This is a genomic window from Pseudomonas sp. S2_F07 (assembly GCF_054668325.1).
Genome location: NZ_CP162758.1, coordinates 3,481,922 through 3,503,893, shown reverse-complemented (window position 1 = coordinate 3,503,893; position 21,972 = coordinate 3,481,922). Strand labels below are relative to the sequence as shown.

Below are 21,972 nucleotides of genomic sequence, written 5' to 3'. Positions count from 1 at the left end.
TCTTCAGGATTCAAACAGTGCGGTGTTTTCGTCGAGCCAGCCTTGCAGCAGCAGGGCGGCGGCGATGGCGTCGACCGGGTTGTCGCGGTAACTGCCTTTCTGGCCGCCGCGAGCCAGGCGTTCGCCCTTGGCCTCGAAGGTAGTCAGGCGTTCATCGTGGGTATAGAAGGGCAGATTGAAGCGGCCGTTCAGGCGCCGGGCGAACTTTTCCGCGCGGGCGCACATGTCACTGGGTGTGCCGTCCATATTCAACGGCAGGCCGACCACCACGGCATCGGGTTTCCACTCTTTGATGAGGGCTTCGACCTGGTTCCAGTCGGGAATGCCGTTCTGCGCTTTCAGGGTGCACAGTTCGCGGGCCTGGCCGGTAATCACCTGGCCGACCGCGACGCCGATCTGTTTGGTGCCGTAGTCAAAACCCAGAATCAGCTTCAGGGCCATCAAGCGTGCCCCGCCTGGCTGGTCAGCAGGCTGAGGTTGACGCCCAGGTGCCTGGCCGCCGCCTCCAGGCGCAACTCACTGCTGGTATTGAACAGGATGTCCGCGTCAAACGGGCAGGTCAGCCAGGCGTTTTGCGCCAGTTCGGCTTCAAGCTGCCCGGCTTCCCAACCGGCATAGCCGAGGGCAATCAGGCTTTTTGCCGGGCCGACGCCGTCAGCGATGGCGAACAGCACGTCCTGGGAGGTTGACAGGGCCAGTTCGTCTTCCAGATCAACGGTCGCCTGGAAGCTCAGGCCTTTGGGGTGAAGGACGAAACCGCGATCGGTCTGCACCGGGCCACCGATGAAGATCGGCACATGCTGGCAGAGCGCTGGCGGTTCGATTTCCGGGCGCAATTGCTCAAGGATATCGGCCAGGCTCAGATCTTGCGGACGGTTGACCACCAGCCCCATGGCGCCATTGGCCGTGTGCTCGACGATGTAGGTCAATGTGTGCGCAAAGTTCGGGTCGGCCATGTGTGGCATGGCGATCAGGAATTGATGCTTGAGGTAGCTGGGGCTGACGTTTTTCATGACCGCTAGTGTGGCGTTCGAGGGGCGAACTGACAAGCTGGGGATGCCGTAATTTGGCTGTCGACACGGATCAAATGTGGGAGCGGGCTTGCTCGCGAAGGCGTCGTGTCAGTCGACATCTATATTGAATGACTGACCGCATTCGCGAGCAAGCCCGCTCCCACAGGGGATTTGCGGTGATCAGTTGCTGGAAAGTCGATCCCCGCGGGCAAATTTCCAGGTGCGGATGATCTCCAGCCGGTCGATATCCGACAAATCCCCGGTAAACGGTGCAAACGGCGCTGCCAGCCGCACAATCCGTTGCGCTGCCTGGTCCAGCAGCGGTTGGCCCGAAGACTCCAGCACCAGCACTTCATACAGCGAACCGTCGCGGTTGATCGACACCATCAGGCGCAAGTTACCGTAGATCTGTTTGCGCCGCGCTTCATCGGGGTAGTTGAGGTTGCCGATGCGCTCGACCTTCTTGCGCCATTCGTCCTTGTACCAGGCGCCCTTGTCGCGCATGGTCGATGCCGCGCTCAAACGGTGGATGCGCGGGCGCTTGGCGTACAACTGTTGTTCGGCGGCCAGTTCAGCTTCGAGGCTGGCGATGTCGCTGGACAGTTGCTCGCTGTCGAAGGTCGGCGCCTGGACCTGGGGCTTGACCTCGGTCTTGGGTTCCTCGGTCTTGGCGGGGGCCTTTTTCGGCTTCGGCGCCACTGTGGTCACGGCAGCCTTGGGCGGGGCTTCCTGAATTTCAGGCTTGGCGGCCGGCGGTGGCGTGACCTTTTGCACCTTGTTGTCCTGGAACGGCGCGACCTCGGTGGTCTTGGGAATCGCCTTTTTATCCAGGGTGCCGCTGCCTTGCTGATTCTCCTGAGCCAGGAAATCGGCTTTCTCGGGCTTCTTTTCGCTCTTGAAGGTGGCGAGGGTGATTTCCAGGGTTTTGCTGATCTGCTTGGGCTCGACCACTGCAAACCCGACACCCAACAGCAAGGCCAGGTGGATCAGCGCCGCCAGAAACAGGGTAAAACCGAGGCGGTCGGCCGGGCGCACGCCACGGTGGGCGAGTTCGGCAGGCAGATCGGACGGGAGTGTCATGACAAGGAAACCAACATCGCGTTTTCACAGGCCGCGCATGATAACGCAATGTTGGTTTGGCTAATCAACGTGCCTTGAGCTTCTGATCGATGGCATCCATCAGCATGCCGCCGATGTCGGTGCCAAACGCATTATCGATCTCGCGAATGCAGGTCGGGCTGGTGACGTTGATTTCGGTCAGGTGTTCGCCGATCACGTCCAGGCCAACGAACAACAGGCCTTTTTCACGCAGGGTCGGGCCGACTTGCGCGGCGATCCAGCGGTCCTTGTCGGTCAGTGGGCGCGCTTCGCCACGGCCACCGGCGGCCAGGTTGCCACGGGTTTCGCCCGCCGCGGGAATTCGTGCCAGGCAGTAATCCACGGGCTCGCCATCGATCATCAGGATGCGCTTGTCGCCATCGACGATGGCCGGCAGGTAACCCTGGATCATGATTTGCTGTTGACCATGCAGGGTCAGGGTTTCGAGGATCACCGACAGGTTCGGATGCCCTGCGGTGTGGCGGAAGATCGAAGAGCCGCCCATGCCGTCCAGCGGCTTGAGGATCACATCGCCATGATGGTCGGCGAATTCGCGCAGCACGTCAGGACGACGGCTGACGATAGTCGGCGGTGTGCACTGCGGGAACAACGTGGCAAACAGCTTTTCGTTGCAGTCACGCAGGCTTTGCGGCTTGTTGACCACCAGCACGCCAGCGCGCTCGGCCTGCTCCAGCAAATAGGTGGAGTAGACGAACTCCATGTCGAACGGCGGATCCTTGCGCATCAGGATCACGTCCAGATCGCTCAGCAGCGCGTCGCTTTCGGCGCCCAGTTCGAACCATTTTTCCGGGTTGGCGAAAACCTGCAGCGGACGCATCCGGGCCCGGGCCTGGCCTTCGCCCTGATACAGGTCGCGCTGTTCCATATAGAACAATTCCCAGCCACGCTTCTGCGCGGCCAGCAGCATGGCCAGCGAGCTATCCTTTTTATAGGAAATGCTGGCGATAGGGTCCATGACAATCCCGACGCGAACGCTCATTGGGTTTTCCTCGAAAATTGGCTACCGGATCGGTATGAAAAAAGTGGCGTCAGAGTGGCGCTGAGTGTGTTCCCGGTCAAGGAAAAACCACCTTGCGGGTCGTCCGATAGATTGGTTCTGGAGACTGTGCTAAAAAGGCTGCCATGTCGTGCCGGCCCTTGAGCATCAAGGGTTTCGAGCCGCGTTAACCGGCAAACGGACAATTTGTTTCGCAAAGGCGACGGTAGAGCATTTTATGGAACAGCACCCCAGCGCCTTGAAGGTCATGGTGATCGACGATTCGAAGACGATCCGTCGCACCGCCGAAACACTGCTCAAGAACGTGGGTTGTGAGGTCATCACGGCCATCGACGGTTTTGATGCCCTGGCCAAGATTGCCGACAACCACCCCGGCATCATCTTTGTCGACATCATGATGCCGCGCCTTGATGGCTATCAGACCTGCGCCCTGATCAAGAACAACAGCGCGTTCAAGTCCACGCCTGTGATTATGCTGTCGTCCAAGGACGGGCTGTTTGACAAGGCCAAGGGGCGCATCGTCGGCTCCGACCAGTTTTTGACCAAGCCGTTCAGCAAGGAAGAATTGCTTGATGCGATCCAGGCCCATGTTCCTGGCTTCGCCGCCGTTTTGCCGCAGTAGGACACGCACAGTGACGCTCGGCCATCGGGCCCGGCGTCGACAAGAATGGGGAAAACCATGGCACGTATTCTGATCGTCGATGATTCGCCGACCGAAATGTACAAACTGACCGGCATGCTGGAAAAGCACGGTCATGAAGTATTGAAAGCCGAAAACGGCGCCGACGGCGTGGCCCTGGCCCGCCAGGAAAAGCCCGATGCGGTGCTGATGGACATCGTCATGCCCGGCCTCAACGGCTTCCAGGCCACCCGCCAACTGACCAAGGACCCGGAAACCGGGCACATCCCGGTGATCATCATCACCACCAAGGATCAGGAAACCGACAAGGTCTGGGGCACGCGCCAGGGTGCCAAGGACTACCTGACCAAGCCGGTCGATGAAGACACCCTGATCAAGACCCTGAATAACGTGCTGGCCGGTTGATCGTCGGGTCATGAACGAGTCGCTGACGGCTTTCGAACTGCTGCTGCAAATCGACCAGCGCTGTCGTCTGCTGGCGGCGGACCTGCCGTCCCAGCCTGCCCGGCGGGACAGCTGGAGCGGCATTGGTTTTCGCCTGGGCGAACACTGGTATGTCGCGCCCATGAGCGAAGTCAGCGAAGTCCTGCACGAGCCGCGCTCCACTCAGTTGCCGGGGGTCAAGCCTTGGGTCAAGGGTGTCGCCAACCTGCGCGGGCGTTTGTTGCCGGTCATGGATTTGTGCGGTTTCTTCGGGCACGAGCTTTCGGCGGCGCGCCGGCAGCGGCGGGTGTTGGTGGTGGAACATGAAGAGGTGTTTGCCGGGTTGCTGGTCGATGAAGTCTTCGGCCTCCAGCACTTTGCCCAGGACAGCCTGGAGCCAGTGCCGACGGACGAGTTGAAGGGCCCGGTGGCGGCGTTCGTCAAAGGCCGGTTTCAGCGCGAGCAGTGCTGGCAGGTGTTCAGCCCGTTTGCGTTGACGCAGTCCCAGGGGTTCATGAACGTCGCGGTGTAACCGGAACAACAGAGATCCAATGTGGGAGCGGCGGTGCGGCGATCCGACTTGCTCGCGAAGGCGGCAGTCCATTCGACATTGCTATTGGCTGATCTACCGCTTTCGCGAGCAAGCCCGCTCCCACAGGGTCTCGGGTAAGCGTAGAAGTTGGTTAACAGGCGAGGACCGATGATAAAAGCAAAAGCAGGCAAGCCAATGGAAGGGTCGCGCAGCCGGTCGCAGATTATCGTGCTGTTCATCGCGCTGATCGTCTTCATCATGCTGCTGTTCGCCAACTTCGCGTACCTCAACACCCAGGCTATCTACGACAAACAGTACATCGGCCACGCTGGCGAACTGCGCGTGCTGTCCCAGCGTATCGCCAAGAACGCCACCGAAGCCGCCGCCGGCAAGGCGGCCGCGTTCAAGTTGCTCAGCGATGCGCGCAACGATTTTGCCCGGCGCTGGGGTTATCTGAAGAAGGGCGACCCGGCCACCGGCCTGCCGCCGGCGCCCGCCACTGTGCGTCCAGAGATGCGCGCGGTGCAACAGGACTGGGAACGCCTGCTGAAAAACACCGACGCGATTCTGTCCAGCGAGCAAACCGTACTGTCGCTGCATCAGGTCGCCGCGACCCTGGCCGAAACCGTGCCGCAGCTGCAGGTCGAGTACGAGAAAGTCGTCGAGACTCTCCTGCAACGGGGCGCCCCGGCGGCCCAGGTGGCCATGGCCCAGCGTCAGTCGTTGCTGGCCGAGCGGATCCTCGGCGCGGTCAATACGGTGTTGGCCGGCGACGAAAATTCACAACAGGCAGCCGATGCGTTCGGACGCGACGCGACGCAGTTCGGCAAAGTGCTCAACGGCATGCTCCAGGGCGACCCTGCGCTCAAGGTCAGCCAGGTCGAAGACCGCGACGCCCGTGCTCGACTCGCGGAAATCTCCGAGCTGTTCGAGTTCGTCTCGGGCTCGGTGGACGAGATCCTCGAAACCTCGCCTGAACTGTTCAAGGTCCGCGAATCGGCCTCGAACATTTTCAGTCTGTCGCAAACCCTGCTCGACGAAGCCTCACACCTGGCCAGCGGGTTCGAAAACATGGTCGGCGGGCGTACCACCGACACCATTGGCGGTTATGTGCTGGGCTTGTTGGCGCTGGCTTCGATCATCCTGATCGGCATGGTGATGGTGCGCGAAACCAATCGTCAGTTGCGTGAAACCGCCGAGAAAAACGAGCGTAACCAGAACGCGATCATGCGTCTGCTCGACGAAATCGAAGACCTGGCCGACGGCGACCTCACGGTGACGGCCTCGGTGACCGAAGACTTTACCGGCACCATCGCCGACTCGATCAATTACTCCGTCGACCAGTTGCGCGATCTGGTCGCGACCATCAACCTCACCGCCGGCCAGGTGGCCGCCGCCGTGCAGGAAACCCAGGCGACCGCCATGCACCTGGCCCAGGCGTCGGAGCACCAGGCCCAGCAAATTTCCGAGGCCTCCATGGCGATCAACGACATGGCCGAGTCCATCGACCAGGTGTCGGCCAACGCGGCGGAATCCTCGGCGGTTGCCGAACGCTCGGTGGAAATCGCCAACAAGGGCAACGAGGTGGTGCACAACACCATCCACGGCATGGACAACATTCGCGAACAGATTCAGGACACCGCCAAACGCATCAAGCGCCTGGGCGAATCCTCACAGGAAATCGGCGACATTGTCAGCCTGATCGATGATATTGCCGATCAGACCAACATCCTGGCCCTCAACGCGGCCATCCAGGCGTCCATGGCCGGTGACGCCGGTCGCGGTTTCGCTGTGGTCGCCGATGAAGTGCAGCGCCTGGCCGAACGCTCGTCCGCCGCCACCCGGCAGATCGAAACCCTGGTGCGGGCGATCCAGACCGATACCAACGAAGCGGTCATCTCCATGGAGCAAACGACGACCGAAGTGGTGCGTGGCGCTCGTCTGGCGCAGGATGCCGGTGTGGCCCTGGAAGAAATCGAAGGCGTCTCCAAGACACTTGCGGCGTTGATCCAGAGTATTTCCAATGCGGCGCAACAGCAGACGTCGTCGGCCGGTCAGATCTCCCTGACGATGAACGTGATCCAGCAGATCACCTCGCAGACGTCGTCGGGTTCCACCGCCACGGCTGATAGCATCGGTAACCTGGCGAAAATGGCCAGTCAATTGCGTCGTTCGGTGTCCGGCTTCACCTTGCCGGATGCCAAGGCGCAGGTTGTGGACAAAGCTTGAACCGCCCATGGGTGTCTGAATTGTGATTGGAGTGGTTATGGGTGATCGGCACGACTATGTGGCCCTCGAGTGGGTCAAGGGCGAGATTGCCGAAACGCTGAAACAGGCTCATCACGCGATTGAAAACCTGCTCGATGACCCGCAGGCGACCCAAGCGCTGGATGATTGCCTGGCATGCATCCATCAGGTCCACGGCAGTTTGCAGATGGTCGAGTTCTACGGCGCGGCGTTGCTCGCCGAAGAAATGGAACAACTGGCCATGGCCCTGCAAGGCAATCGTGTCAGCCATCGCGACGAGGCGTTGCACCTGTTGATGCAGGCCCTCGGGCAACTGCCGATCTACCTTGACCGGGTGCAAGGCGCGCGTCGCGACCTGCCATTGGTGGTGTTGCCCTTGATCAACGACCTGCGCAGCGCCCGGGGCGAAAGCCTGCTGTCGGAAACCAGCCTGTTCAGCCCGCAATTGCCCGAGTTGCCAGCGTTGGACGCACAAACGCTGGCGCAGCTGGAACCGGCCGAGTTGCCCGGTGTGCTGCGCAAGCTGCGGCAGATGCTGCAAATGGCGCTGGTCGGATTCCTGCGTGAACAGGACAACGACACCAACCTCGATTACCTGGCCAAGGTCTTCACCCGCCTCGAAACACTGTGCGCAGACGCCCCCCTGAGCCCGTTATGGCAGGTGGCATCGGCGCTGGTCGAAGGCATGCAGGGCGGTGCGATCGCCAATAGCCCGGCCTTGCGCAGCCTGTTCAAGGAGGCCGACAAGGAACTCAAACGCCTGCTCGAACAAGGCATGCCCGGCATCAATCAACCGGCCCCGCCGGAGCTGCTCAAGAGTTTGCTGTTCTACATTGCCAAGGCCGAACATCCCACCGGGCAGATGCTGACCATGAAAGAACGCTACTCACTGGACGACGCGCTGCCCGACAGCGCGATGGTCGATGAAGAACGCGCGCGGCTGGCAGGTCCCGACCGTGACGCCATGCGCTCGGTGCTGGCTGCACTGTGCGAAGAGCTGGTGCGGGTCAAGGAGCGCCTGGACCTGTTCGTGCGCAGTGACCGCCAGCACACCTCCGACCTCGACAGCCTGCTGGCGCCGCTGCGGCAAATCGCCGACACCCTGGCGGTGCTGGGTTTCGGCCAACCGCGCAAGGTGATCATCGATCAACTGGCGGTGGTGCTCAGCCTCGCTCAGGGCCAGCGCGAACCCAACGATGCGATCCTCATGGACGTTGCCGGGGCCTTGTTGTACGTCGAAGCGACGCTGGCCGGCATGGTCGGAACCGTTGAGCCGGAGAGCCAGGACGACAACCGCCTGCCGACCACCGATCTGACGCAGATCCATCAGATCGTGATCAAGGAGGCCCGCATCTGTTTGCAGCAGGCCAAGGACATGATCGTCGACTATATCGACGCCGATTGGGACCGCCAGCACTTGCAGGCGTTGCCGGCCTTGCTGACCCAGGTGCGCGGGGCGCTGGCGATGATTCCCTTGAGCCGGGCGGCGAGCCTGGTGGAAACCTGCAATCACTTTATCCGCGAGCACCTGTTGCTCGAGCCGGGCCAACCGGGCTGGCAGGAACTGGACAGCCTGGCCGACGTGATCACCAGCATCGAGTACTACCTTGAGCGCCTCAGCGATGACCCGCAGGCCCAGGGCGAAAACCTGCTCGATGTCGCGGAAAAAAGCCTGGCGAGCCTCGGTTTTTTCCCTAGTGAGCAACACGTACCCGTGCTGGATGATGTGCTCAACCCGAGCGATGCGCAGGTCATGCAGATGATGCAGGAGCTGGATGATCCTCAGGTCGTCCAGACCCTGGCCGATGTGCTCGCCAGCCCGGTTTCGAGCCTGAACCCGCCCGCGCAGAACACCCCCGGCAGCCTGCTGCCGCCGCCCTCGGGCGAAGTGCCGGTGGACGAGGAACTGCGCGAAGTGTTCCTCGAAGAAACCGACGAAGTCCTGGAAATCCTGCGCGAGTACTTGCCGCGCTGGTCGGCCAACCCTGACAACCGCTCGGCCCTGAGCGAACTGCGCCGCGCTTTCCACACCCTCAAGGGCAGTGGTCGCATGGTGCGTGCCCTGGTGCTGGGTGAGCTGGCCTGGGCTGTGGAAAACCTGCTCAACCGGGTACTGGAAAGCAGCGTGGAGCCGGGTGCCAAGGTGCAGCAACTGATCGGCGATGTGCTGCATCTGCTGCCGGAGCTGGTGGCCGAATACGCCGCCAATGCCCAGCGCCAGCGCAACGATGTCGATCAGCTGGCCGCCCGCGCCCATGCCCTGGCCAAGGGCAATGAACCCGTGTCCGATGAGGATACGCAAGATGTCGCGGCCCTCGATCCGCTATTGCTGGAGATCTTTCGCAAAGAGGCCGAAACCCATCTGGGCAGCCTCAATCGCTTCCTTGATCAGGCCGCCGAACATGTACCGTTGCAGGCCAGCGACGAATTGCAGCGCGCCTTGCACACCCTCAAGGGCAGTGCCTACATGGCCGGCGTGTTGCCGATTGCCGAACTGGCCGCACCGCTGGATCAACTGGCCCGGGAATACAAGGCGCACCTGCTCGCGCTGGATCTGGATGAAGTCGAATTGCTGCTGGAAGCTGAAGGGCTGTTTCGCCTCGGCTTGCGCCAGCTCAAGACAGATCCGCTGGCGGAAATTCCCGGTGCCCGGGGTTTGAACGAGCGCGCCAGGGCGCTGCTGGCCGAGCGCCTGGAAAGCCTCCTGAGCACACCAAACACCGGGCTGCGGATCAAGCGCGACCCGCAACTGATCAACAACTTCCTCGCCCAGGGCATGGACATCCTGCTGGACGCCGAAAGCCTGCTGCAGCGTTGGCAGCAACATCCCGGCGAACGTCAGGAACTCAGCGCTCTGCTGGACGAATTGACCACCCTTGGCGAAGGCGCCCATCTGGCCGACCTGCACCCGGTGGATGAACTGTGCGAAGCGTTGCTCGATCTGTACGGCGCCGTGGAAGAAAGCAGCCTGGCGGTCAGCGAGCGGTTTTTCCAGGAGGCACAGGCTGCCCACGAAGCGCTGATCAACATGCTCGACGAGTTGGCCGCGGGCCAGGAAGTCAGCCCCCAACCGCAACGGATCAGGGCCTTGCGCGAACTGCTCGACGAGAGCCTTGACCCGTCGGCCGTGGGCCTGATCCGCAGCGATGGCAGCCGCAGCCTGAGCATCCGTGAATTGGGTACGGCCACCGCCGAGCTTGAGCAGCGTGCGACGGCGCCGGGGGTGGACGATGAGATCGTCGCGATCTTCCTTGAAGAAGCGGTGGATATCCTCGAGAGCGCCGGTCAGGCCTTGCAGCGCTGGTTACGCGACTCGGACAACGCCGCGCCGCTGTCGTCCCTGCAACGGGATCTGCACACCCTCGAAGGCGGCGCGCGCATGGCCGAGATCGGGCCGGTCGGCGATCTGGCCCATGAATTGGAAAGCCTTTACCAGGGCCTGGTGGATCGTCGTTATGCCTTCAGCGATTCACTGGCGGTGCTGCTCAAACAGTGCCATGAGCGACTGGCGTTGTACCTCGAACAGTTGCAGCTCAACCAGCCGCTGGACAATTCCCGTGAGCTGATCGAAGCCATTCGCGCCTACCGTCAAGGGCATGCAGGTGTCGCCGAGGGGGCCCGGCAGGCGACCGGCAACGACTCGACTGCGCACGATCCGGAATTGCTGGAGATCTTCCTTGAGGAAGGTTTCGACATCATCGAAAGCTCGGGGGCGGCGCTGGCGCGCTGGCAGGCCCAGCCTTCGAGTCGCCAGGAAGTGGAAACCCTGCTGCGGGACCTGCACACCCTCAAGGGTGGTGCGCGCATGGTGGAAATCGCCGCGATTGGCGATCTGGCCCATGAACTGGAGTTCCTCTACGAAGGCCTGTCCACTGGCGTGCTGCAACCGACTGAACCCTTGTTCGCGCTGTTGCAGCGCAGCCATGACCGTCTGGCGCAGATGCTCGATGCGGCCCGCGCCGGTGAGCCGATGCCGCCGGCCGACCGCTTGATCGATGCAATCAAGAACTTCAGCCACCCGGCCGTGCCGGAATCGCCCGCGCCGGTTGCGCCGCCGGCCAAGGCCAAGGCCGAGCCGCTGGCGCCGCCGCCCGATGCCGGCGCCGACATGGTCAAGGTCTCGGCGGAACTGCTCGACGATCTGGTCAACCTGGCCGGTGAGACCTCGATCTTCCGTGGCCGGATCGAACAGCAGGTCAACGATGCGCACATCGCCCTGAATGAGATGGAGACCACCATCGAGCGGATGCGCGACCAGTTGCGCCGCCTCGATACCGAGACCCAGGGGCGGATCCTCAGCCGCCAGCAAGTCGACGCCGAACGCTTGGGCTACGAGGAATTCGACCCGCTGGAAATGGACCGCCACTCACAGTTGCAGCAGCTGTCCCGGGCGCTGTTCGAGTCGGCCTCTGACTTGCTCGACCTCAAGGAAACCCTCGAGCGACGCAATCACGACACGGAAAACCTGCTGCAACAGCAGGGCCGCATCAACACCGAATTGCAGGAAGGCCTGATGCGCACGCGCATGGTGCCGTTCGAACGCATGCTCCCGCGTTTGCAGCGCATCGTCCGGCAGGTGTCCAGCGAACTGGGCAAGGACGTGGACTTCATCGTCGACAACGCCGAAGGCGAGATGGATCGCAACGTTCTCGAGCGCATGGCCGCGCCGCTGGAACACATGCTGCGCAACGCCGTCGACCATGGCCTGGAGTCCGTCGAAGCGCGGCTGGCGGCAGGGAAACCGGCCAAGGGCAAGATCTCCCTCGATCTGCTGCGCGAAGGCGGCGACATCATTTTCGACATCCGCGACGACGGCGCCGGTGTGCCGCTGGACGCGGTGCGGCGCAAGGCGATCAAGCGCGGCTTGCTCGCCCCGGACAGCATCATCAGTGATCACGACGTGTTGCAGTTCATCCTGCAACCGGGGTTTTCCACCGCCGAAAAAATCACCCAGATCTCCGGGCGCGGCGTCGGCATGGACGTGGTGCACGAAGAGGTGCGGCAACTGGGCGGCACCATGAGCATCGACTCGGTGCCCGGGCAGGGCGTGCATTTCTGCATTCGCCTGCCGTTTACCGTATCGGTCAACCGGGCGTTGATGGTGCAGTGCGGTGAGGACCAATACGCGATCCCGCTCAATACCATCGACGGCATCGTGCGTGTCCTGCCCAATGAACTCGAAGGGTATTTTCGTTTCGATTCACCGACCTACGAATACGCCGGACAACGTTACGAGCTGTGCTACCTGGGCGAGCTGTTGAAAACCAGCCAGCGCCCGAAACTCTTGGGCCAGAGCCTGCCATTGCCGGTGTTGCTGGTGCAATGCAACGAACGGCACATTGCGGTGCTGGTGGACGCCATGGCCGGCACTCGCGAAATCGTGGTCAAGAGCCTGGGGCCGCAGTTTGCGGCGGTACAAGGGGTATCCGGTGCGACGATTCTCGGCGACGGCCGGGTGGTGCTGATTCTGGATTTGCTGGCGCCGATCCGCGCCATGCAGGCCCGTGTCCCCCAGCGTTCGCCGGGGCAAGAGATCGAGGCCGAACCGCAGCGCCCGCTGCTGGTGATGGTAGTCGACGACTCGGTCACCGTGCGCAAGGTCACCAGCCGCTTGCTCGAACGCCATGGCATGAATGTGCTGACCGCCAAGGACGGGGTCGACGCCATGCTGCTGCTGGAAGAGCACATGCCCGACCTGATGCTGCTGGACATCGAGATGCCGCGCATGGATGGCTTCGAAGTCGCGACCCAGGTGCGCAACGACGAGCGCCTGCAACACCTGCCGATCATCATGATCACCTCCCGCACCGGGCAGAAACACCGCGACCGCGCCATGGCCATCGGCGTCAACGACTACCTGGGCAAGCCGTACCAGGAATCGGTGCTGCTCGAAAGCATCGCCTTGTGGAGCAAGACCCATGCTTGAGCACCGCACCAGTAACCTCACCGGCCTGCTGCTGCCGTTGGCCGACCGCAACCTGATCCTGCCCAATGTCGCCGTTGCCGAGCTGATCGATTACCAGCAGCCGGGGACCTTCGACCTCGACACGCCGCCGTGGTACCTGGGCCTGGTGACGTGGCGCGACCGGCAGATTCCGCTGCTGAGTTTCGAGTCGGCATGCGCGCAGAAAATCGTCATTGGCGAACGCGCGCGGATCGTCATTCTCAACGCCCTCGGCGGGCGTCCCGAGCTGAAATTCATTGCGCTGTTGGTGCAGGGGATTCCGCGCTCCTGCAAGCTCGATAGCCAGTTGAGTTACGTGGATGTGCCGTTGTGTGCGCTGGAACAAGCGGCGGTGCAGGTGGGCGAGCAGGTGGCCAAGGTGCCGGATTTGTTGGCGCTGGAGACGTTGTTGGTGGATGCCGGGTTAATCAACTGATCCCGATTCTGCGATGATCTGACTGACGCCTTCGCGAGCAAGCCCGCTCCCACAGTTGATCTGTGGTGAACACAAAACCCTGTGGGAGCGGGCTTGCTCGCGAAGAGGCCCGCATGAACGACGCAGATCTCGATCATTAACCTGAGCGTAACGATCCACCACTCTGCTTGATTGATACGCTGCGCCCAACACTCCTAAGGTAGCTCCACGACAGCGAACCCGTGGAGTGGTCATGACAACAACAATATCCCCCGACTCGCGATGGACGCGGCGGCGCAGCGAAAAGCAGCGGCGCCTCGAGCTGGTGCGAGGTCTTGCCGACGGTGTGGTGTTGCCCACCGACAACATCGTCGCGGCGCTTGAAGCGCTGATCCTGCCCGGCGACCGCGTGGTGCTCGAAGGCAACAATCAGAAGCAGGCGGATTTCCTTTCGCGATCCCTGGCCAAGGCCGACCCCGCGAAGCTGCATGACTTGCACATGATCATGCCCAGCGTCGGACGCTCCGAGCACCTGGACCTGTTCGAACGCGGCATCGCCCGCAAGCTCGACTTCTCTTTCGCCGGCACCCAGAGCCTGCGCATCAGTCAGTTGCTTGAAGACGGCCTGCTGGAAGTCGGCGCGATCCACACCTACATCGAACTCTACGCACGGCTGGTGGTGGACCTGATCCCCAATGTCGTACTTTCGGCCGGGTTCATGGCCGACCGCGCCGGCAACATCTACACCGGCCCCAGCACTGAAGACACCCCGGCACTGATCGAGCCGGCGGCCTTCAGCGACGGCATCGTCATCGTCCAGGTCAACCAGTTGGTGGACGACGTCAGCGACTTGCCACGCGTCGACATTCCCGCCTCCTGGGTCGACTTCGTGGTGGTGGCCGACAAGCCGTTCTATATCGAACCGCTGTTCACCCGCGACCCTCGGCACATCAAGCCCGTGCACGTGCTGATGGCGATGATGGCGATCCGCGGGATCTACGAAAAACACAACGTGCAGTCGCTCAATCACGGCATCGGTTTCAACACGGCCGCCATCGAACTGATCCTGCCGACCTATGGCGAGTCCCTCGGCCTCAAAGGCAAGATCTGCCGCAACTGGACCCTCAACCCGCACCCGACCCTGATTCCCGCCATCGAAAGTGGTTGGGTGGAAAGCGTGCATTGCTTCGGCACCGAACTGGGGATGGAGAACTACATTGCGGCGCGGCCGGATGTGTTCTTTACCGGGCGCGACGGCTCCCTGCGTTCCAATCGGATGTTCAGCCAACTGGCCGGGCAATACGCCGTGGACCTGTTCATCGGCGCGACTTTGCAAGTCGATGGCGACGGGCATTCTTCCACCGTGACCCGCGGGCGTCTGGCCGGTTTCGGCGGGGCACCGAACATGGGTCACGACCCGCGCGGTCGTCGTCACAGCACACCGGCCTGGCTCGACATGCGCAACACCGACGTGGCAGAGCCGATGCTTGAGCGCGGCAAAAAGCTCGTGGTGCAGATGGTCGAAACCTTCCAGGAGGGCGGCAAACCGACTTTCGTTGAAACCCTCGATGCGGTCGATGTGGCGAAGAAGAGCGGCATGCCACTGGCGCCGATCATGGTCTACGGTGACGACGTGACCCACCTGTTGACCGAAGAAGGCATCGCCTACCTGTACAAGGCGCGCTCGCTGGAAGAACGCCAGGCGATGATCGCCGCCGTCGCCGGGGTGACCGCCATCGGCCTGCGCCACAACCCCAAAGACACCGCACGCATGCGCCGCGAAGGGCTGATCGCCTTGCCCGAAGACCTCGGCATCCGCCGCACCGATGCCACCCGCGAACTGCTCGCGGCGAAAAGCGTGGCCGATCTGGTGGAATGGTCCGGTGGCCTCTACAACCCGCCCGCCAAGTTCAGGAGCTGGTAATGCACGCACTTAACCTGCAACCCAAAAGCCTGAGCCTGGCCGAACGGCTGGCGGACCTGGCAGTGGACGCGCTGATCGACGAGGCTGATCTGTCGCCAAAGCCGGCACTGGTCGACCGTCGCGGCAATGGCGCCCACACCGATTTGCACCTGGGGCTGATGCACGCTTCAGCGCTGTCTTTGTGGCCGGCCTTTAAAGAAATGGCTGAAGCCGCCATCGAGCTCGGCGAAATCGGCTTGCCCCTGCGCGAAGCCGTGGGCCGCATCGGTCGCGAAGGTGAGCAAGTCATGCTCGACACTACCGGCGGGGTGAACACCCATCGCGGGGCAATCTGGGCCTTGGGCTTGTTGATCACTGCCGCTGCACTGGAACCTCAATCCTGCAGCGCCAATAGCGTGGCGTTACGTGCTGCGAGGTTGGCCTTGCTCGACGACCGTTTTGCACCACGTCCGCTCAGTCACGGTGCGCAAGTCGCCCAACGCTACGGCGCTCGCGGCGCCCGTGAAGAAGCGCAGCTGGGTTTTCCTGCGGTGACTCAACGTGCTCTGCCACAACTGCTGCGCAGCCGCGCCGCCGGTCATGGCGAACAGAACGCCCGGCTCGATGCGCTGCTGGCGATCATGACCGATCTGGCCGACACCTGCGTGCTTTATCGCGCCGGTGAAGAAGGCTTGAACAGCATGCAACTGGGCGCCCGGGCGGTGCTCGATGCCGGTGGCAGTGCCAGCCTCGGCGGACGTCGCCGCCTGCACGAGCTGGACCAACAACTCATCGCGTTGAATGCCTCGCCCGGCGGCGCTGCCGACCTGCTCGCAGCCTGCCTGTTCATCGACCGTATCGCGTCTGGCGACGGCCTTATCCAGGAAGTGTTTTGATGGAAACCTTATCCTTTGAATTCCCCGCCGGGCAGCCGTCACGCGGTCGTACTCTGGTGGGCTGTGTCGGCTCTGGCGATCTGGAAGTACTGATCGAACCGGGCCAGGCCGGCAAGCTGACGATCAATGTGCAGACCTCGGTCAATGGCAGCGAACAACGCTGGCAGCATCTGTTCGCACGGATGTTCGACGGCCAGACGCCACCGGCCATGGATATCGACATCCACGATTTCGGCGCGACACCCGGCGTGGTGCGCCTGCGCCTGGAACAGGGTTTCGAGGAGATCGGCCATGACTGACAGCGCATCCCTGCTCAACAAGCACAGCTTCGTCGAACTCGGTGCCCGGCAACGGACCGGGGCCCTGCTCGACGCCGGCACCTTCCGTGAATTGCTCGACCCCTTTCAACGGATCATGTCGCCGTGGCTATCGCGCCAGGGCGTGGTGCCGCAAGCCGACGACGGCGTGGTGATCGCCAAGGGCAATCTCGATGGTTTGCCGGTGGTGATCGCAGCCATCGAAGGGGCGTTCCAGGGCGGCAGCCTCGGTGAAGTCGGCGGAGCAAAAATTGCCGGCGCACTGGAACTGGCCGCCGAAGACAACCGCAACGGCATCCCGACCCGCGCCGTGCTGCTGCTGGAAACCGGCGGCGTGCGCTTGCAGGAAGCCAACCTCGGCCTGGCGGCCATTGCCGACATCCACGCGGCGATTGTCGATTTGCAGCAGTACCAACCCGTGGTCGGGGTGGTGGCGGGCAGCGTCGGTTGCTTTGGCGGCATGTCGATTGCCGCCGGGTTGTGCAGCTATCTGTTGGTGACCCGGGAGGCGCGACTGGGCCTGAACGGTCCACAGGTGATCGAACAGGAAGCCGGACTCGAGGAGTACGACTCCCGCGACCGGCCCTTCATCTGGAGCCTGACCGGTGGTGAGCAGCGCTTTGCCAGTGGCCTGGTGGATCGCTATGTTGCCGACGACGTGGCGCAGATCCGCCAGCAAGTCGGCGAGTTGCTCCAGCAAGGTTTGCCTGAACAACCGCGCAGCCGTCAGGCGGAGTTGTTCCTGCAACGCCTGGCGCGTCTGGATGCCGAGCCGCAAATCGAGCCATCTGTGGTTCGCGATCTGTACCAAGGAGAACGCCCATGAGTTCGTATTCCCTGCGAGGCTTGAACTGGTTCAATGCCTTGAGTGCCGGGGCGAAAGCGGTCGAGGGTTTGCCGGCTTCGCTGAAGGTCGCCGACGGTTCGCTGGGCGATCAACCTGTGCGTTTCATCGCGGTGGTGGCCGACCCGGAAAACCGCTTCGTCCGTGCCCGCAACGGCGAGGTTGGCTTGCTCGAAGGCTGGGGCCTGGCCAAGGCTGTGGATGAAGTCATCGCCGCCGATCAGGACAAGGCACAAAAACGTGCCCTGATCGCCATCGTCGACGTGCCGAGCCAGGCTTACGGTCGACGCGAAGAAGCCCTCGGCATTCATCAGGCGCTGGCCGCTGCGGCGGACAGTTATGCCCGTGCCCGTCTGGCCGGTCATGCGGTGATCGGCTTGCTGGTGGGCAAGGCGATGTCCGGGGCGTTTCTGGCCCACGGCTATCAGGCCAGCCGCTTGATCGCCCTGCGCGATCCGGGGGTGATGGTGCATGCCATGGGCAAGGCGTCGGCGGCGCGGGTAACCTTGCGCAGCGTCGAAGAACTCGAAGCCCTGGCGGCCAGCGTGCCGCCGATGGCCTATGACATCGACAGTTATGCCAGCCTCGGGCTGCTGTGGGAAACCTTGACGGTGGAGCAGATTGAGCAGCCGACGGCGGCGGATCTGGCGCGGGTGACCGAGTGCCTGCATCTGGCGATTGGCGATGTGGCCGCCACTGGCCGTGATCTGGGCGGTCGCCTGGGGGCGGCCAATCGGGCGGCGTCGAGCAAGGTTCGCCAATTGCTGAGAGCGCAGTGGTGAGCACGCTCTTGGCTCACGACCTGCTGTGGGGCATGACCCCACGGCAGTTGCCGGCGGATGCGCCTGCCTGGGTGATCGAGTCGATCAGTGCCGGCCAGCCGGTGGTGGTCCGTCGCGCCTTGAGTGAGGCGGGGCAGGTGGCGGTGGGCGTGCGCGGGCCGTTGCGCGAACAGCGATTTGCGGCGGTGATGGAAGTCGCTGCCATCACGCGGCGGGTGCGGCCGCAAGAGCTGTGCCATGTTCAAGGCCAGCGCGATTTCCCGGCGCTGCGGGCCTTGGCGCAACTGCGCTCGCACCTCGATGACAGCGGTTGGGTCTGGGGTGTCAGCGGCAGCGCCGGGTTCGAGTTGGCCAGTGGATTTGCCGCCTTGCACGAGGGCAGCGATCTCGATCTGATCCTGCGTACGCCACGTCCGTTGAGTCGTGTCGATGCCCGGGCGTTGGTGGCTGTTCTCGATGCAGCCGTGTGCCGCGTGGACTTGCAATTGCAGACACCGTCGGGCGCCGTTGCCTTGCGCGAATGGGCCGGCGCTTCGTCGCGGGTCCTGCTGAAAAGTGCCACTCAGGCCAGCCTGGTGACTGATCCGTGGAATCCACAGGAGCAAGCAGCATGAGCAGCTTGCTGGTGTTCCCCGGCCAGGGCGCGCAACAACCCGGAATGCTCGCGCGTTTGCCTCGGGAAACATTGAACGAGGCGAGCGACCTGCTCGGTGAGGATGTGACGCAGCTGGACTCTGCCGAGGCGTTGCAGTCGACGAGGGCGGTGCAGCTTTGCCTGCTGATCGCTGGTGTCGCCGCTTCACGCCAGTTGGGCTTGACCCCGGACTACGTGGCCGGCTTGTCGATCGGTGCTTACCCGGCAGCGGTGGTGGCCGGTGCCCTGGGGTTCAGCGATGCGTTGCATCTGGTCAGCCTGCGCGGTGAGCTGATGCAGCAGGCTTATCCGCAGGGCTACGGTATGACCGCGATCATCGGTCTGGACCTGGCCACGGTGGAAGGATTGCTGGCCCGGGTGCACAGCGCGCAAATGCCGGTTTATCTGGCCAATATCAACGCCGATAACCAGGTGGTGATTGCCGGTAGCGACACGGCGATGAAAGCAGTGGCCGAGTTGGCGAAAGGTTGCGGGGCTGGCCTGGCCAAGCGTCTGGCAGTGAGCGTGCCGTCCCACTGCCCATTGCTTGAGGTGCCCGCGCAACGGTTGGCCGAAGCCTTCGCCAAGGTGCCGCTGCAAACCCCGAAGATCGGTTACCTGAGCGGCAGTCGCGCGCGCCCGCTGATCAAGCCTGAAGCCTTGCGTGACGACCTGGCCTTCAATATGTGCCGCATCGTCGATTGGCGCGGCACGGTACAAGGCGCCTACGAGCGTGGTGTACGTCTACAGATCGAACTGCCGCCCGGTGCGGTGCTGACCGGACTGGCGCGCCGGGTGTTCGAGCAGGGTACCGTGATTGCCTTCGACGGTGCCCGGCTCGATACCTTGCAGGCGCTGATGCGAGAGGAGGAAGGCCGCCACTCTTAAATCACCCGACTTAAGGCTTCGAACAACAAAAACAACATTCGAAATGCACTTTGAGGACTACAACAATGATTATTTACGGTGTGGCGCTGTTGGCGATCTGTACGCTGGCAGGGGTGATCATGGGTGACATGCTCGGTGTGTTGCTGGGAGTGAAGTCAAACGTCGGCGGAGTCGGGATCGCGATGATCCTGCTGATCTGCGCACGGTTGTGGATGCACAGGCGTGGCGGCATGACCAAGGATTGCGAGCTGGGCGTCGGCTTCTGGGGCGCCATGTATATCCCGGTGGTGGTGGCGATGGCCGCGCAACAAAACGTGGTCACGGCGCTGCATGGCGGTCCGGTGGCGGTGTTGGCGGCGATCGGTTCGGTGGTGATCTGCGGCTGCACCATTGCCCTGATCAGCCGGACCCACAAAGGCGAACCCTTGCCCGATGAACCGGTGGATGTAACACCGGTTGGCGCACCGGCAGGAGGTCGCTGATATGTGGGATCTCATCAAGAGCGGTCTGGAGCACAACGGTCTGGTCACCGCATTCGCCTTCGTCGGCGTGATCATGTGGGTGTCAGTGCTGATCTCCAAGCGCCTGACCTTCGGGCGTATCCACGGCTCGGCGATTGCCATCGTCATTGGCCTGGTACTGGCCTGGGTCGGCGGCACGATGACCGGCGGGCAAAAAGGCCTGGCGGACCTGACACTGTTTTCCGGTATCGGGCTGATGGGCGGCGCCATGCTGCGGGACTTCGCCATCGTCGCCACGGCATTCGAGGTGCAAGCCACCGAAGCGAAAAAGGCCGGGTTGATCGGTGTGATTGCGCTGCTGCTGGGCACCGTACTGCCGTTTATTGTCGGCGCGTGCATGGCCTGGGTCTTCGGTTACCGCGATGCGGTGAGCATGACCACCATCGGCGCCGGTGCGGTGACCTACATCGTCGGCCCGGTGACGGGAGCTGCGATTGGCGCCAGTTCCGATGTGGTGGCGCTGTCGATTGCCACGGGTCTGATCAAGGCGATTCTGGTGATGGTCGGCACGCCGATGGCGGCGCGCTGGATGGGCCTGGACAACCCGCGCTCGGCGATGGTGTTCGGCGGGCTGGCCGGGACGGTCAGTGGCGTCACCGCCGGCTTGGCGGCGACGGATCGGCGTCTGGTGCCTTATGGCGCGTTGACTGCGACCTTCCACACCGGGCTTGGCTGCTTGCTCGGGCCTTCGCTGTTGTACTTCATTGTTCGCGGGATTGTTGGGTAGTCCAGTGACTGCTGTTTGTGGCGTGGGAGCTTGCTCCCGCTGGGCTGCGTAGCAGCCCTGAAATCTACCACCGAGATGAGTCAGGTAAATCCGGTGGCCTGATTTTGCGGGCGCTTCGCACCCGAACGGGAGCAAGCTCCCTCGCCACAAGGGCTCCGTCAGACCTGCCGATTGGCATACATCCGACACTCCGCCAGCAACGCCAGCAGATTCGGATCACGCTCCTTGGCCTTCAGGAACACCACGCCAATGTGCTGCTGCAACCGGTACTTTTCCTGCAACGGGATCAGCTTCACCCGGTTCTCGTACACCGCCGCAATCCGCCCCGGCAGCAACGCATAACCCACACCTGAACTGACCATGCTCAGCAGGGTGAAGATGTCGTTGACCTGCATCGCCACCTTCGGCTCGAACCCTGCCTGCTCGAATACCCGCTTGCCGTCCTGATGGGTGGCGAAGCCTTGGGTCAGGGTGATGAAAGTTTCGTCGCGGACCTCGGCCAGGTCGACTTCGGTGCGCTGGGCAAACTTGGAATCGGCGGGTGTGGCGAGGAAAATATCGTCGGAAAACAGCGGAATCTGCTCGCAATCCGGATCGTTGACACTCTCGTCCAGGGACACCAGGGCCGCATCGACTTCCATGTTCTTGAGCTTGTAGAGCAGGTCGATGTTGGAACCCAGAATCAGGTCGATGTTGAGCTCGCTGCGGCGGATCTTCAAACCCATGATCAGCTGTGGCACGGTCTTCACCGTCAGTGAGTACAGCGAGCCGAGTTTGAAACGCTCGGCCGAGAATCCGGCGGCTTCGCGGGTCAGGCGCACGCTTTCGACGACATCCTGAATCAGCTTCTGCGCTCGCTCTTCCAGCACATATGCGCTTTCCAGCGGCGTCAGGCTGCGGCCTTCGTGCTTGAACAAAGGACAGCGCAGGGCGCTTTCCAGGGAATGGATCGCCCGATGCACGCTGACGTTGCTGGTCTGCAACTCGGCCGCGGCCCGCGCCAGGTTGCCGGTGCGCATGAAGGCCAGGAACACCTCGAGTTTTTTAAGGGTCAACTCTTCATCGATCAACATGGGGCGGACTCTTTTTGGAATGACTCGATTGTGCCCAATTACGCCGGGCCCGTCGTA

20 protein-coding genes are annotated in these 21,972 nt (G+C 62.6%); 15 read left to right on the top strand and 5 right to left on the bottom strand.

Annotated elements, in window-relative coordinates; genetic code table 11:
• Positions 1-3 precede the first annotated feature (3 nt).
• The 4 genes from ruvX to gshB form a co-directional block, all read right to left on the bottom strand.
• Positions 4-441: a Holliday junction resolvase RuvX gene (gene ruvX, locus AB4O40_RS15840; RefSeq protein WP_056726497.1), complete on the bottom strand. Its 438-nt coding sequence runs from the start codon at positions 439-441 to the stop codon at positions 4-6.
• Entirely contained in the window at positions 441-1,013 is a 573-nt protein-coding gene (locus tag AB4O40_RS15835) for a YqgE/AlgH family protein (RefSeq protein ID WP_056726498.1), read from the bottom strand. Before AB4O40_RS15835 ends, ruvX begins: the two co-directional genes overlap by 1 nt.
• A gap of 180 nt (positions 1,014-1,193) precedes the next feature.
• Entirely contained in the window at positions 1,194-2,093 is a 900-nt protein-coding gene (locus AB4O40_RS15830; protein WP_056726499.1) for an energy transducer TonB, read from the bottom strand.
• A gap of 64 nt (positions 2,094-2,157) precedes the next feature.
• Positions 2,158-3,111 (bottom strand): glutathione synthase, encoded by a 954-nt coding sequence (gene gshB, locus AB4O40_RS15825; RefSeq protein WP_056726500.1) that lies wholly within the window; start codon positions 3,109-3,111, stop codon positions 2,158-2,160.
• 235 nt (positions 3,112-3,346) lie between these two features.
• On the opposite strand from gshB, the gene pilG reads away from it, so the two are divergent.
• The 15 genes from pilG to madM all read left to right on the top strand — a co-directional run bounded on the left by pilG (position 3,347) and on the right by madM (position 20,842).
• Complete coding sequence (gene pilG, locus AB4O40_RS15820; RefSeq protein WP_007987791.1) at positions 3,347-3,751, top strand: twitching motility response regulator PilG; 405 nt, start codon at positions 3,347-3,349, stop codon at positions 3,749-3,751.
• Between the two features lie 57 nt (positions 3,752-3,808).
• Positions 3,809-4,174 (top strand): twitching motility response regulator PilH, encoded by a 366-nt coding sequence (pilH, locus tag AB4O40_RS15815; RefSeq protein ID WP_007897961.1) that lies wholly within the window; start codon positions 3,809-3,811, stop codon positions 4,172-4,174.
• A 10-nt stretch (positions 4,175-4,184) separates the two neighbouring features.
• Entirely contained in the window at positions 4,185-4,724 is a 540-nt protein-coding gene (locus AB4O40_RS15810) for a chemotaxis protein CheW (RefSeq protein ID WP_056726501.1), read from the top strand.
• A 168-nt stretch (positions 4,725-4,892) separates the two neighbouring features.
• Positions 4,893-6,953 (top strand): methyl-accepting chemotaxis protein, encoded by a 2,061-nt coding sequence (locus AB4O40_RS15805; RefSeq protein WP_056726502.1) that lies wholly within the window; start codon positions 4,893-4,895, stop codon positions 6,951-6,953.
• 37 nt (positions 6,954-6,990) lie between these two features.
• Positions 6,991-12,897 carry an Hpt domain-containing protein gene (locus AB4O40_RS15800; RefSeq protein WP_460053873.1) on the top strand — a complete coding sequence of 1,969 codons (5,907 nt, stop codon included), beginning with the start codon at positions 6,991-6,993 and terminating at the stop codon, positions 12,895-12,897.
• On the top strand, positions 12,890-13,351 hold the full coding sequence (locus AB4O40_RS15795) for a chemotaxis protein CheW (RefSeq protein ID WP_056726504.1): 462 nt from the start codon (positions 12,890-12,892) through the stop codon (positions 13,349-13,351). Before AB4O40_RS15800 ends, AB4O40_RS15795 begins: the two co-directional genes overlap by 8 nt.
• A gap of 232 nt (positions 13,352-13,583) precedes the next feature.
• Positions 13,584-15,254, top strand: coding sequence for a malonate decarboxylase subunit alpha (gene mdcA / locus AB4O40_RS15790; RefSeq protein ID WP_056726505.1), 1,671 nt, complete (start codon positions 13,584-13,586; stop codon positions 15,252-15,254).
• The gene (locus AB4O40_RS15785; RefSeq protein ID WP_056726506.1) at positions 15,254-16,129 is read left to right on the top strand and encodes a triphosphoribosyl-dephospho-CoA synthase; all 876 of its coding nucleotides are present in this window, start codon (positions 15,254-15,256) and stop codon (positions 16,127-16,129) included. Before mdcA ends, AB4O40_RS15785 begins: the two co-directional genes overlap by 1 nt.
• Positions 16,129-16,428, top strand: a complete 300-nt coding sequence (locus tag AB4O40_RS15780; RefSeq protein WP_056726507.1) for a malonate decarboxylase subunit delta — start codon at positions 16,129-16,131, stop codon at positions 16,426-16,428. The genes AB4O40_RS15785 and AB4O40_RS15780 overlap by 1 nt, the downstream gene beginning before the upstream one ends.
• A complete protein-coding gene (locus AB4O40_RS15775; RefSeq protein ID WP_460160106.1) occupies positions 16,421-17,272 on the top strand; it encodes a biotin-independent malonate decarboxylase subunit beta in 852 nt (283 codons plus the stop codon). Before AB4O40_RS15780 ends, AB4O40_RS15775 begins: the two co-directional genes overlap by 8 nt.
• On the top strand, positions 17,269-18,072 hold the full coding sequence (gene mdcE / locus AB4O40_RS15770; RefSeq protein WP_056726509.1) for a biotin-independent malonate decarboxylase subunit gamma: 804 nt from the start codon (positions 17,269-17,271) through the stop codon (positions 18,070-18,072). Before AB4O40_RS15775 ends, mdcE begins: the two co-directional genes overlap by 4 nt.
• Positions 18,066-18,686 (top strand): malonate decarboxylase holo-ACP synthase, encoded by a 621-nt coding sequence (locus AB4O40_RS15765; protein WP_056726510.1) that lies wholly within the window; start codon positions 18,066-18,068, stop codon positions 18,684-18,686. The genes mdcE and AB4O40_RS15765 overlap by 7 nt, the downstream gene beginning before the upstream one ends.
• Entirely contained in the window at positions 18,683-19,594 is a 912-nt protein-coding gene (mdcH, locus tag AB4O40_RS15760) for a malonate decarboxylase subunit epsilon (RefSeq protein WP_056726511.1), read from the top strand. The genes AB4O40_RS15765 and mdcH overlap by 4 nt, the downstream gene beginning before the upstream one ends.
• 65 nt (positions 19,595-19,659) lie before the next feature.
• A complete protein-coding gene (gene madL / locus AB4O40_RS15755) occupies positions 19,660-20,076 on the top strand; it encodes a malonate transporter subunit MadL (protein WP_056726512.1) in 417 nt (138 codons plus the stop codon).
• Between the two features lies 1 nt (position 20,077).
• Positions 20,078-20,842 (top strand): malonate transporter subunit MadM, encoded by a 765-nt coding sequence (gene madM / locus AB4O40_RS15750; protein ID WP_056726513.1) that lies wholly within the window; start codon positions 20,078-20,080, stop codon positions 20,840-20,842.
• A 158-nt stretch (positions 20,843-21,000) separates the two neighbouring features.
• On the opposite strand, the gene AB4O40_RS15745 is transcribed toward madM, so the two are convergent.
• Entirely contained in the window at positions 21,001-21,915 is a 915-nt protein-coding gene (locus AB4O40_RS15745) for a LysR family transcriptional regulator (protein ID WP_046039288.1), read from the bottom strand.
• Positions 21,916-21,972: the final 57 nt, after the last annotated feature.